This window comes from Acidilobus sp. 7A (genome assembly GCF_003431325.1).
In the GTDB taxonomy this organism is placed as follows: domain Archaea; phylum Thermoproteota; class Thermoprotei_A; order Sulfolobales; family Acidilobaceae; genus Acidilobus.
On sequence record NZ_CP010515.1, the window covers coordinates 175657 to 188048 of the forward strand.

Sequence of the window (12392 nt, forward strand, 5' to 3'; positions counted from 1 at the left end):
AGCAAGGATACTTACCCGGGCAGAACATCTGACTAAAAGGGCTGAGGGCCTCCTAGTCCAGGGGCAAGGAGGAGTGTACCACTACGACGAGTGTGATGAGTTCAGGGAGTCCATGGAGAGGCTGTTTAAGGAGGTGCTTAGCCAAATAAAGCAGATGAGGTACGACTTCCTGGAGAGGGCGGTAGACATAGACTTGGTGAAGAGCATATACCTTGACAGGCCCCACGAGGTCGTGGTCATACCTGAGACCGAGAGGCGGGGCAGGAGGGCAGAGGTCGCGATATACATAGACCCAATGTCAGTCGCAGTCAGCGGCGAGAGGGGCGAGTGCAGGTACAACAGGGTGGCCGACCACAACAGGGTGAGCTACTACAACGGCCTCCTTGAGTACATAGAGGCGCTCTCCGAGAGGAGGGGGCTCCAGGCAAGGGCAGTTGGAAGGAGGACGAGGTCTGTGACCTCAATAGCTGTTGAGCAGATGAACTAGCGGGGCCCGCAGTCCTTATAGCTTCCTGGGCCAGCTGTCGCTGGGACCCCCTTGACGTTCTCAATAGTGGCGGCCGACCCTGAGAGGGGTGACGTGGGCGTAGCTGTGGCCTCCAAGTTCATAGCCGTGGGGGCCCGCGCCGCTGGGCCCGACGGCCGCCCGTGAGCCCGCGCCGATAGCCCGTGGGGCGCGGGCGAGGCGGAGGTCCCTAGGCGCGACGAGCGATTATAAGCTGATGAGGATGAGCGCCTAGGGACAAACGGCACTGTCTACAGGTTCCTAGTAAGCAGCAGGCCTACAGGCCTGACCCGTTATGCGCAGGCCTTTTGTCGGTCAGCCCTTGGCCAGCAGCGACTCCAGGTATTCCTTCAGGGCGACCGCGTTGTTGTATGGCGACCTGGCCGCGTAGAGGAGGGTTATGGTCCTCCCGGACCTCAGCACCTCAAGCAGCTGGTCGACGGCCCTGTTCCCCCTCAGCTCCTCGAAGTACCTACTCTTGAACTCGTCCCACCTAGAGGGGTCGTGGTTGAACCACCTCCTCAGCTCGTCGCTTGGCGCCGCGTCCCTCAGCCACAGGTCAACCTTAGCGCTCTCCCTGCTCAGGCCCCTGGGCCAGAGCCTGTCAACTAGGACCCTCAAACCGTCGTCCTCCGATGGGGGCTCGTAGACGCGCTTGACCTTTATCAACTGAAAGCCATCAAGTTGAGTTGAGGCGAGGACCTTTATATGCCGGTCTCCATACGCCAGCCCTTTCAGCCATTGGGGAAGAGCCGTCGTTTTGCCGTGAAACCAAATGTCCTCAGCATGGGGCCTAGGGACGCCTAACACAGCGCATTAATTCTTGTGATAGCATCGCCTAACAGGAGGTCCCCTAGTAATAGATGAGCTCATCCCGCCTAGGCCCCTTGGCTTAACTGGAAGTGTGAACAGGTAGTCCCTGTCTGACTTTATCAGAGCGAAGCCCTAGGCGCCGGCCACAGGTAGCGGACCAGCATGAGCGCTGCAAGCATGAAGGCCAGGTGCACCATCATGAACTCGGCAAAGCTCGGCTCCACAGCACGTCATGAGCAGGCGCTAGAGGCTGCAGGAAAGACGCCCGCCGCCAGCATGAGGCCAGCCGTGGGGTCTAGGAAGGCAAGGGCGTTGCCTGACATTAGCCTTTATTGACAAACTTAAGTGGCCTGAGGAGGCTGGGCACTCCTCATCATCCTCGCCACCACGCTCTCTATGGGCTCCTCCTCGTTTGCCATTTTCCTAAGGTCGTCGAAGGTTCCCTGCCATATGAGCCTCCCATTTGAGATCATAAGTATGTGATCCGTGAGCCTGCCGGCGACGCTCATTATGTGGGTTGACACAAGGAACGTGGAGCTCATCTTGGAGAGCAGCGCTATAACCTCCTCCTGGGTCGGTATGTCAAGGTAGTTGAGGGGCTCGTCGAGCAGCACCACCTTAGGCTCATGTATTATTGCGAGGGCCAGGGCGAGCTTCTGCGCGTTACCCCTTGAGAGCGCTGAGACCCTGTAGTTCTCGTACTTCCTGAGGCCCAGGAGGTCCATCATCTTCTCGGCCCTGTCCCTGGGGTCGTCGAGGCCCCTCAGGGCGGCTATGTACTCCAGGTTCTCCCTCACCGTTAGTGCAAGGTAAGGGGTCGCGTCCTCAGGCAGGTAGCCGAGGTACCTCTTAACCTCGTAGTCCTCTGCGGGGTCCCTGCCAAGTATCCTTACAGTACCACCGTCAGGCTTCATCAAGCCAGCTAAGAGCCTCAGCGTTGTGGTCTTCCCAGCGCCGTTGGGGCCCAGGAGCGCGTACCTGCCGCCCTCGGGCACGTCAAAGGAAAGGCCCCTCAGGGCGGGCGACGTGCCGTAGAACTTGACGACGCTGTTGACCTCTATAGCGTTGGCCAAGCACAGTCCCTTCTCAAGACGGTACCTATATTGTTTATAAGCCTTTAATTCTTAACGTAGTCTAAACTGCCTGGTGCCGCGTTTGCCCACAGCTAAGCTCATACTGTTCGTAATAAAGACAAGGCTGAGCAGACCCCTCCTGATGTTCACTCTCTTCATAGTGGCCTATGGGCTAGCCAGCGGCGCCTTCCTCTACACTCACCATGTGGCGCTGCCAGCCAGCGAGGTCAGGAGTGAGAGGGCTATGGCTGTCATATACTCTGCCATAGTAGTCTTCCTGAGCTCATTTATGGGAGGCATCACCGTCCTTAAGTCCGACAGGGACTACCTCTTCACGCTACCCATAAGTAGGCTTGAGCTCGCCTCCTCCCTCTACGTGGGCCAGCTCACGCTGAGCGGCCTCCTAGTTGTTGCGTGGCTCGGCTGGTACCTGCCCTTCATAGAGGTGCCCCTAGCTTACGCGGTCCCAGACCTAGTGCTCTTCGTCCTTCTGATAACGTCGCTCTCAGCGTCTATAGCTGAGCTACCCATGAGGCAGAGGTCCCTGGCCGCCCTGGCGGTCGCAGCCTGGAGCGCCTCAGGCATATGGAACCCCGTTAGCCCCTCGGGCTTCCTCCACGGCTACTACCTGCCGGGCACCCTCACCCTTGCAGCCCTATCGCTGGGCCTCACCGCCTACGTCACGAGGAGGCTCGGCAACGCCCCGCTCCTCCTTGGCGGCGGCCCTTCGACAACGCCTACCTCAAGGCCCGAGGGCGGGGGCCTGCTGTCCTTCTCGGGCGTCAGGGGGCTCAGCGCGGTCAGGAGGATGAAGCTAAACACAATAATATTGGCCGGCAGGGTCGGCGGCTTTGGGGCCGCGGGCTCAAGGTACGTGAGCAGGAGGATGACTGTGAGGAGCTTCGTGGGCTACCTCACAATAGTGGCCGCCGCCCTACTGGCCATCTCGATAGCCCTCCAGGTCGAGGGGCTGCTGCCTGCTAACTATCAGCCTCAGCTTAGGGCATCTAACAGCGGAGCGTTGGGGGCGCTGCCGTTCTTCCTGGTTTACCTGCCGGCCCTTGTTCTTGAGACTCTGTTGATGGGCGTCAGCTCCATGGACGTCATAAACGAGAGGCCCTGGCTCTCCTTCACTTCAGTCAGCCCAGGGGCCTACCTCAGGGCGAGCGCCGTGAGCTGGGCCGTGGTGGCGCTGCTCTCAGCGCTGCCCTTCTCAGCCGCCTACGCAACCATGTACCTTCTGCTCGGCATGAGACTGGCCCTTAACATAGTTCCCCAGCTTCTGCTCAGCGCGCCTTCCTTCGCTGTGCTCTCCTACTTCGCCTCGGCCTACGTAGTGATGGCCCCTCAGCTGAGGTTTGAGGGCTTTACGTCAGGCCAGGCCAACCTGAGGGGCCTCGTGCTCTCGCTAATGATTATGGTGTTGATATTCCTGCTTCTGGTCTCCATGTACTCACTTGCCTTCAGCCTCTACGCGGCGGTGGCCTCCCTCATAGCAACGGTGCCGCTAATTTCGTTCAGCGGCCCGTGGGGCTCAGCCTCGAGGCGGCTAGTTGAGAAGGGCTACGTGTGAAGGCCGGCCACGCCAGCGATTTAAGGCTCCGCCTGGGCCCCGTCAGCCTGCTGGGCACCCTTAGCGGGCAGGCCCTCGGCGGCGCCGGCTGCAACGATTACCTTACCCTTGGACTTAAGGTACTCCATTATCTTATCGTGGAGGTAAGCTATGATCTTCTGCCTGTCCTCCATGAGTATCACGTCGCTGTACTCCTTCACGAAGACGTTGTGAGCGAACGGCGACGGGTAGGGCAGCGGGCCCCTGACCCAGACCTTTATGTCGCCAGACTCTATCAAGCTGAGAACCCTCTGGGCAGCCTGGAGGTCCATGTAGTCCTCAAGTATCTCCCTGTACGTCTCCCTTATGACAGGGCTCTGTGGCATCTCCTCCATCATCACCTCGAGCAGCTTCTGGGCGCTGAGCTGCATCCTCTCAGGGCTCCTCTCGTAGCCCCTGTACCTCCTCAGTATCATGAAGCTCCTCTGGGCGACGTGCCTGAACCTCCTCCTCATCATCTCAGTCCTTGAGACGGCCCTCTCAAGGATTGACCTTATGTTTGAGCTCGTGACGGACCTCAGCAGGTGATTTACGAGGTCCTCGTCAGGCTGCCTGCCCTCGTAGGTGAGCATGAATGCGTTATCCGTCACCGAGACCTTGACGGGCACGTTGAGGTGGTCTGAGAGGACAGCGCCGTAGGCCCTTGATAGGGCGTCATTCGTCCTCCTGCCAAAGAGCGCGTGGAACGTTATGTTCCAGCTGCCGTCGTCGCCCTGGAAGTACTCTATGAGCACGTTCCTCCTGCCCGGCACTACGCCCGTGTAGGCCAGCTGCTCCCACATGTACTGTATGATCTCCTCGGCCGCGTGGGGCTCAAGCCTGTACTCCTGCGTCAGGACCCTCCTCGCCTCGTCTATCATGCCCTGCCCTATGAGCTGCCCTATCCTCTCCCTGAACTCTCCAACCAGGAGGGCGCTGTCGAAGGCCAGGGGCAGCATCTCGCTGAACCAGCTCGGCACTGTGGGCCTCTCGTGCTCAGCAGGCTCCACGAAGACCTTCATGCCATCGGCCTTGAGGAACCTGTAGGTCTTGCCGCCAAGCACAAATATGTCGCCAGGCTCCAGTATTTCAACGAACTCCTCCTCGAGGTTCCCTATGCTCCTGCCCCTTGATATCACCTTTATCTTGGCCTCGTCCGGTATGGTGCCCGCGTTGAGCTGGTATATCATCCTGGCGCTCCTCTTTCTGCCGAACTCGCCCAGCTCCTCGTCAAGCCTTATCTTCGAGTAGACCCTCTCGTCCTCAAGTGGTGAGCCGCCGAGGAAGCGTAGCACGTTCATGTAGTCCTCCCAGCTGAGGTCGTGGAACGGGTAGGCCCTCCTGATGACCTTGTAGGCCTCATCTATCCTCCAGACCCTCTCTATTGACATCCCTATTATGTGCTGCGCCAGGACGTCGAGCGGGTTCCTGGGTATCCTGACGTTGTCTATCTTCCTCTCCATGGCGGCCTTTGCAAGCACCGTTGACTCCACAAGGTCGTCCCTATTGACCGCTACCATGATACCTCTGCTCACCTGTGTCACATGGTGCCCTGCCCTGCCGACCCTCTGCAGGAGCCTACTGACGCTCTTCGGGCTGCTCAGGAGGACCACGAGGTCTATGTAGCCTATGTCTATGCCGAGCTCAAGGCTCGTGCTCGAGACGACTACCTTGAGCTCCCCCCTCTTAAGCCTCTCCTCAACGTTAAGCCTTACCTCCCTCGAGAGGCTGCTGTGGTGCGCCTCCACCTCGTCCATGTCGACGTAGCCCTTGGACTTCATGATCTTCTTCAGCTTGAAGACCACCCTCTCCGTGGCGCTCCTGGTGTTGGTGAAGACGAGCGTTGTCCTCGCGGCCCTCGTGAGCTCAGCGACCGTGTTATATATCTCCTCGTTTATTTTGTCTGGGTCGCCGTGTATCAGGTCGACCTTGGGCGTCACAACCCTTATATCGAAGGGCTTCGCGAACCTCGCATCAACAATCTCAACGGGCCTCGGGGTTCCGTCGTCGTTAAACCCTCCAAGGAAGAGGGCGACCTCCTCGAGCGGCGATATCGTTGCTGAGAGCCCTATCCTCTGCAGCCCCCTGCCCCCGTGCTCCTTGATGAGCTCCTCGAGCCTCTCAAGGGTAAGCACCAGGTGGGAGCCCCTCTTGTTTGACGCCATCTCGTGGATCTCGTCAACTATGACCCACCTGGCCGTCGCTAGCCTCTCCCTGAACTTGGGCGCCACGAGGCTTATCGCGAGGCTCTCGGGCGTCGTTATAAGTATGTGCGGGGGCCTTCTGAGCATCCTGGCCTTCTCGTTGGCGGGCGTGTCGCTCGTCCTTGTGCCGACCCTGACCTCAGGCGGCTGGAGGCCCATCTGCTTGGCCTTCTCCTGGATCTCAGCGAGGGGCTGCACAAGGTTCCTGTACATGTCGTTATCGAGGGCCCTCAGGGGGCTGACGTAAATCGCGTATATCTTGTCCTCGAGCTCCCCCCTCTCGCCCATGGAGAGGAGGTCATCAAGTATTGCTAGGAAGGCCGCGAGGGTCTTCCCAGTTCCTGTGGGGCTTGATATGAGGACGTTCCTCCCCTGCTTTATGAGGGGTATCGCCCCTCTCTGGGGGTCAGTGAAGGAGCCGTACTTCTCCTTAAACCAGGCCGACACGTATGGCCTCAGCATCGAGAGTATAGCCTCGTCGTCCAGTTCTGCCGTCACCCTCACGGCCCTGGAGCCGGCCTAAGGCCCGTAGGCTAGCCTAGTAGGCGCAGGGGGTTATAGGGGACTGCCCTTACGACCTGCCACAAAAAAGCTATTACGTGGCGTGTTTACCCGTGGCGTTCCTTTCCTTGCTTTTAACCTAGTTCCGCCGCGGGCACCCCTCTTAAGGGATCACACGTGGTCACCCTTAAGTCACTGGGGCTTGTCGAGGGAAACGCCGCTACCCTCCCATCCACCTTTTATCACCCCCACACTCGTGAGCAGCGCCCGTCATCAGGTGGGGTCGCCAATGAAAGCTGTCTCGGTAATACTGTATAAAAGTAACTTGACAAAACTATATTTAGAAGCGATTAAAATAACTAGTAGTTACGTAGAAGCGTTACAGTCTCCTTAAGGCGTCTGCTGCGGGTAAGCAGCCCTCCTTATTATTTCGTAGAGCTTCTCTGGGTTCTTAGTGTAGAGCCTGAGCTTTGAAATAGTCCTCCTGCCATGTCTGCTGAGCTCAACGAACCTCCTCTCCTTGTTAAGGGTGATCTCTATGTCGGGCGGCAGGGGGAAGCGTATGCCCTTGGTCGTCATGAGCCCCTTGATCACTATGCCCTTGTCAGTGACTATGTAGGAGGTGGGCATATTGAGGGCTGGCAGCTTCTTCACCCTGCCGAGGGCCCACATAGTGATGCCCTGGTTTATCACGAAGTAGCCTTCAAAGTAGATAAGGAATGCCAGGAACAGCAACAGCCTCATGTAGCTAACGCTCACGTCCTTCATGGGTGAGTCGAAGAGCCTGAGGGACAGGAAGTTGGCGAAGTCAGGCACGTATCTCCAAAGTGCGAAGAAGTACGCGAGCCCCACTAGCACGCCCAGAGTAGTGTAGAGGGAGAACTTGGTCTGCTCCTGTAGATCCATGTATATGAGAGTATCCTTGGTCTGTATGGCCCTCACGTTGTCCTCATGGAAGAGCTTCTTGCCGCTCAGCACCTCAGCCACATATGATGACTTCTCGCCGAGGCCGCTGCTCATGAGCACGCTCTGGACTACCATGCTTATTGCTATGAAGACGAATATGAGGAGGAAGAGGTATATGTTGACCCCTATGACTGCCGCCAGGGCGCTGTATATGAGTATATAGAGCTGGTTCAGGGCTATCATCCTGCTGAGCTTCTCCATGTAAGCCATGTCAGCGGCTCCTCCAAGCTTCCAGCTAAGGGTCTTAAGGGAGGGATTAAAGGTCTATAGCTTTTAACTGTGGACAAGGGAGGGCTAAACCTTTTTCACATCAACGAAGACCTTCTATATTCGTCTGCAAAAGGTCTCAATGGTGACCCCTCACTCGATGGGGTAACCGCCACAAGGGCAAGGGGGCCGTAGATGGAAGCCCCGCGCCGTTGGGCTCGAAGAGGTCCCATGAGGTGCGGGTAGAGCTGGTGATCCGTGCGGAGGCGCATCCCCGCTGGCGGTGCCGCAAACGATTTCAGTTATCATCAGGTACCGCTAGCGGGGGGAGCGCTTGCAGGTAAGGGCAGCTCTGGCACTCATAGGCGACGACCTTGAGCTGCGAAGGGACGTGTGCGTAACTGCAGACGAGCAGGGCGTCGTGGAGTCAATAGAGTCCTGGGGGAGCTGCGGTGAGGGCTCCCTTGGGGGCAGCTGGGCCGCCCTGCTGCCGCAGCCAGCCAATGCGCACGTGCACAGCGCCGACGGCAATTTCCCCGAGTTTGGGGTCGACCTAGGTCTTCACGACCTCGTGGCTCCACCTGAAGGCCTGAAGTACAGGCTCCTCAGCTCCCTGAGTTCAACTAGAACAGCTGCAGCGATACGGAGGACCTACAGGGCCGCCTACGCCCTCGGCGTCGGCCTGCTCGTTGACTTCAGGGAGGGAGGGGGGACGGGCTGTCTGGCGGCGCAGCTGGCCAAGGCCTCGCTGCAGGGTGACATTGAAGTCATAGTGCTGGGCACCCCCGGCCCCACCTACCCCATGTGGTGCCAGGGCCTCGGGCTCTCCAGCCCCCTTGACTACCCGCCAGGCCTCCTCAGCGCGCTGACCAGCCAGACCCCGCTCTCCTTCACACACGTGGCGGAGGACCCGAGGAACAGGGACGAGGGCGACCTGGAGGTGGCCCTTAGGTCGGGCTTCAGGGCGTTCGTCCACGGGACCTACCTCTCAACTGACGATCTGAGCGCCGTGAGGGATCACGGCGTCCCCCTCATACTGTGCCCGAGGAGCAACATGTGGCACGGCCTGAGGCCGCCGCCCGTGGCCGACGCAGTGAGGCTTGGGCTGACCCTAGGCCTGGGCAGCGACAACGCTGCATGGAACCTGCCCGACCCGTGGGCTGAGACGGAGGTGGCCCTCCTGGTCGCCAGGTCCCAGGGGGCCAGGGGGGAGGACCTCGCTAAGGAGATCCTCAGGGCCCTCATGGTGGGAGGCTACCTGGCCGCGGGCGCTCAGCCAAGGATCATAGCTGAGGGCAGGAAGCTCCACGGCGTGCTTGTCAACGCGGAGTCGACAGGCATATTGTCTGCTCTAGGTGTTTACACGGCTATAGCAAAAAGGGCTGGCAGGGGCCTGGCCCTTAGAGTTGACGGCAACAGGTTAGAGGCCGCTGGACTTGCCTAGGCCCGCATCTATCAGTCTCTTCAGGTTTACAGTGTCCAGGACGTTACCAGTTATCTTAAGCTGGCCGCCGAGGAAGGCCTTCATAGCGTCCAGCTGGCCGCTCATTATCTTCTCAAAGACCTCCTGGCTTGCGCTCAGCGTCGCTATCGGGCTTGGATGCCTGCCCTCCACCACCTTCATGCTGCCGTTCTTTATCTCAATGTAGAAGTCGCCAAGCCCTGACACTGAGAACTGGTACACCTTGTCCCAGCTCTTGATCTCAGGGACCTGCTCAGTAGCCCTTGAGAAGAGCTGCTGAAGCAGACCCTTCACGTCATCCATGGTTACCATGCGCTCACCCACCCACCAGGAGGCCTCCATTACAAGGTATTATGTCTAAGAGGCGAGGCGTTAACTATGGGGCTAAGTTAACATGTTTTTAAACCACTTAATGAGGACAATTTTAAAGGGCTTGAGCAGAAAAGGTATAGGACGCGCCAAGCCTTAACATGTAAGTCCTTCCATAGCACTGGCCTGGGCGGTGAGCGCGTCTGAGGAACGTGGCTGTAGTTGGTTACGGGCACTCCAAGTTTGGGGTTAGGAATGACGTTAACATGGCAGAGCTCGCATATGAAGCCATCAAGGAGGCCCTTGAGACGGCCAACCTAGAGCCTAAGGACATAGAGCACGTGACCGTGGCGAACGCAGGTGGCTGGAGCAGCGAGCCCCTGCCCGCCGTAGTAGTGGCTGAGTACGCCGGCCTGACAGACAAGCCCCTTCACAGGGTTGAGGCGGCCTGCGCCTCCGGCAGCTCAGCCGTGGCCACGGCCTACATGGCGGTTGCCTCAGGGCAAGCTGATATAGCTATGGCTGTGGGCCTCGAGAAGATGAACGAGAGCCCCACGCCCACGGTGGTTGAGTTCATAGGCAGGGCCGGCAACTACTTCTGGGAGTTCCAGAACTTCGGCCTCACGTTCCCAGGCTACTACGCCCTCTACGCCACTGCCTACATGTCAAGGTATGGTGCAACTGAGGAGGACATGTGCCAGGTCGCCATAAAGAACCACTACTACGCCAGCATGAACCCGAGGGCCCAATTCCCGAGGAGGATAGACATGGAGACCTGCATGAAGAGCCGCTACATAGCCTGGCCGCTCAAACTCTACGACTCCTCCCCGATAACTGACGGCGCCGCCGCGGTCGTGCTGGCCAGCGAGGAGGTGGCTAAGAAGCTGACGGACTCGCCCGTCTGGATACACGCGATAGGTTCCTCCTCCGGCACGGCTAACCTATCCAAGAGGGACAACTTCACGGGGCTGAGGGCAGCGCAGCTGGCGGCCCAGATGGCGTACAAGAGGGCAGGCCTTGAGGCTGAGAACGCCGCGAGGTACTTTGACGCGGCGGAGGTGCACGACTGCTTCACCATAGCTGAGATAATGGCCTACGAGGACCTCGGCTTCGCCAAGAGGGGCGAGGGCTACAAGCTTGCCAAGGAGGGTCAGACGTACATAGGGGGACTGATACCAGTCAACCTGAGCGGCGGCCTGAAGGCGAAGGGCCACCCGATAGGGGCGACAGGCGTAAGCATGGTAGTTGAGCTGACCAAGCAGCTCCTCCACAAGGTCGAGCCGGGAAGGCAGGCGCCCATCAAGAAGGGGATGGCGATAGCGCACAACGTCGGCGGCACAGGCCACTACGCCTACGTCACAATACTTGGCCTTGAGAAGCCGAGGGGGAGGTGATAAGGATGAGCTCAAGGACTCAGAGGGATGAGGCTGACCTCTACCTCAAGCAACTGGAGCAGTTTGCCGACGCAATGAAGGGGAGTGTCGGCGTCCCAGTAATAGTGGACCCGAAGACCAACGTGGCCACCTGGTTCGACCAGAGGGAGCTGAAGATAAGGTTCCTGATAAGCGTGGAAAAGACCAGGAAGTTCTTTGAGGGCCTCTCGGAGGGGAAGATATATGCCACCAGGTGTAAGCAGACCGGCGAGGTGTTCTTCCCGCCCCAGGTGGACTGCCCTGGAGTCAAGGACGGCGAGGTCGAGTGGGTGGAGCTGCCAAGGGAAGGGGAGCTGGTGACCTACACTATAATATACACCAAGCCCTACAGTTTTGGCCACTACAGCGACTACACGGTGGGCATAGCCAAGCTGAGCAACGGGGTCCAGGTGCTGGCCTGGGTCAGGGAGACGGACCCAAAGAAGCTGAGGGTTGGTATGAAGGTCAGGCTGGAGGTGGTGAGGAGGGAGCCCGAGGGCTACATGACATACGAGCTCGTGCCAGAGTAGTCCCTGAAAATTCTTGAAGGCCACACAGCGGCCTGATGCCCGCCCGCTGCGCGGTAGCTTAACCTATGACCCTGTTGGCCGCTAGGAGGTATTTCACCGCGGCCGAGTAGCTGTACTCGCTGTAGAACTCCTCCTCAAAGGCAGGCCCAGACTCGTTGACCATCTGTCCCTGCTGGTTCACATATGAGATGCCTATCACCTTTAGCCCAAGGTAGTAGGCCCTGGCCGCAACTATGTAGCCGTGAATGGCTGCATTGCTGACGTTTGAGAGCATTGAAAACGTGGCCGGGGCGTCACTCACATTGCTCAGGTTCAGGTGCTCAACTATGTATATGGTCACGTTGGCAGCCTCCTCAGCTGCCGTGGGGCCTATGTAGACGCTCGGGAACCAGGGGCTATCCGATATGCCCCTCACTATGACCCACGGCACCCCGAGCCTTGAGTTAACGTAGGCGAAGCCCATGCCCTCATTTTCGCCCGCGTCTGTCTCATATAAAGCGTTCTGCTGAGCCATCCACGAAAGAGGCTCCGTCCACTGGTTTGCAGAGCCTATGACTCCCACGATTATCCTTGGCACCAGCTCTCCGCTTACATTGAGGCCAGTAACGTTGGCCAAGGGCACCGGGCTCAGCGTGGACGCCGCCTGCCCTGCGAGCTCCACCAGCTGGGCCGAGGCTGCCAGGTACTCCACGTAGACATAGCTTAGGTCGATTCCATAGCCGTAGCCGTAGGAGGAGGCGTTGGAGTAGGACGGCATTGCCTCACCGAAGCCGGAGACCAGGTCCCCCCTGAGAGGCGTCACGTTGACCACCTCGACAC

The 12392-nt window shown here is 58.9% G+C and carries 12 protein-coding genes and 1 pseudogene; 7 read left to right on the forward strand and 6 right to left on the reverse strand.

The features are described from left to right. Positions 1–73 precede the first annotated feature (73 nt). Together SE86_RS00855 and SE86_RS00860 are read left to right on the forward strand one after the other, a co-directional pair. Entirely contained in the window at positions 74–487 is a 414-nt protein-coding gene (locus tag SE86_RS00855; protein WP_117353893.1) for a hypothetical protein, read from the forward strand. A 51-nt stretch (positions 488–538) separates the two neighbouring features. Continuing rightward, positions 539–622, forward strand: a pseudogene (locus SE86_RS00860) (DUF1028 domain-containing protein); the annotation flags it as partial. Between the two features lie 198 nt (positions 623–820). Here SE86_RS00860 and SE86_RS00865 read toward each other — a convergent pair. Continuing rightward, entirely contained in the window at positions 821–1174 is a 354-nt protein-coding gene (locus SE86_RS00865; RefSeq protein ID WP_117353894.1) for a DUF488 domain-containing protein, read from the reverse strand. Between the two features lie 306 nt (positions 1175–1480). Between SE86_RS00865 and SE86_RS08070 the strand changes: the two genes are divergently transcribed. Beyond that, the gene (locus SE86_RS08070; protein WP_211096611.1) at positions 1481–1654 is read left to right on the forward strand and encodes a hypothetical protein; all 174 of its coding nucleotides are present in this window, start codon (positions 1481–1483) and stop codon (positions 1652–1654) included. A gap of 5 nt (positions 1655–1659) precedes the next feature. Here the strand turns inward: SE86_RS08070 and SE86_RS00870 are convergent, their stop codons facing one another. Then, positions 1660–2391: an ABC transporter ATP-binding protein gene (locus tag SE86_RS00870; protein WP_117353895.1), complete on the reverse strand. Its 732-nt coding sequence runs from the start codon at positions 2389–2391 to the stop codon at positions 1660–1662. Between the two features lie 82 nt (positions 2392–2473). Between SE86_RS00870 and SE86_RS00875 the strand changes: the two genes are divergently transcribed. Further along, positions 2474–3964 (forward strand): hypothetical protein, encoded by a 1491-nt coding sequence (locus SE86_RS00875; RefSeq protein WP_117353896.1) that lies wholly within the window; start codon positions 2474–2476, stop codon positions 3962–3964. Positions 3965–3984: 20 nt separating this feature from the next. On the opposite strand, the gene SE86_RS00880 is transcribed toward SE86_RS00875, so the two are convergent. Both SE86_RS00880 and SE86_RS00885 read right to left on the reverse strand, forming a co-directional pair. Then, positions 3985–6684, reverse strand: coding sequence for an ATP-dependent helicase (locus tag SE86_RS00880; RefSeq protein WP_211096612.1), 2700 nt, complete (start codon positions 6682–6684; stop codon positions 3985–3987). Between the two features lie 393 nt (positions 6685–7077). After that, positions 7078–7863 (reverse strand): DUF2208 domain-containing protein, encoded by a 786-nt coding sequence (locus SE86_RS00885; RefSeq protein ID WP_117353897.1) that lies wholly within the window; start codon positions 7861–7863, stop codon positions 7078–7080. 331 nt (positions 7864–8194) lie between these two features. On the opposite strand from SE86_RS00885, the gene SE86_RS00890 reads away from it, so the two are divergent. Beyond that, on the forward strand, positions 8195–9304 hold the full coding sequence (locus SE86_RS00890) for an amidohydrolase family protein (RefSeq protein WP_117353898.1): 1110 nt from the start codon (positions 8195–8197) through the stop codon (positions 9302–9304). On the opposite strand, the gene SE86_RS00895 is transcribed toward SE86_RS00890, so the two are convergent. Beyond that, positions 9281–9634 (reverse strand): SCP2 sterol-binding domain-containing protein, encoded by a 354-nt coding sequence (locus SE86_RS00895; RefSeq protein ID WP_117355014.1) that lies wholly within the window; start codon positions 9632–9634, stop codon positions 9281–9283. The genes SE86_RS00890 and SE86_RS00895 overlap by 24 nt on opposite strands. A gap of 200 nt (positions 9635–9834) precedes the next feature. On the opposite strand from SE86_RS00895, the gene SE86_RS00900 reads away from it, so the two are divergent. Continuing rightward, complete coding sequence (locus SE86_RS00900) at positions 9835–11025, forward strand: thiolase domain-containing protein (RefSeq protein ID WP_117353899.1); 1191 nt, start codon at positions 9835–9837, stop codon at positions 11023–11025. Positions 11026–11030: 5 nt separating this feature from the next. Beyond that, entirely contained in the window at positions 11031–11573 is a 543-nt protein-coding gene (locus SE86_RS00905) for a Zn-ribbon domain-containing OB-fold protein (protein WP_117355015.1), read from the forward strand. 58 nt (positions 11574–11631) lie between these two features. Here the strand turns inward: SE86_RS00905 and SE86_RS00910 are convergent, their stop codons facing one another. After that, positions 11632–12375: a 5'-methylthioadenosine/S-adenosylhomocysteine nucleosidase gene (locus SE86_RS00910; RefSeq protein ID WP_148666729.1), complete on the reverse strand. Its 744-nt coding sequence runs from the start codon at positions 12373–12375 to the stop codon at positions 11632–11634. Positions 12376–12392: the final 17 nt, after the last annotated feature.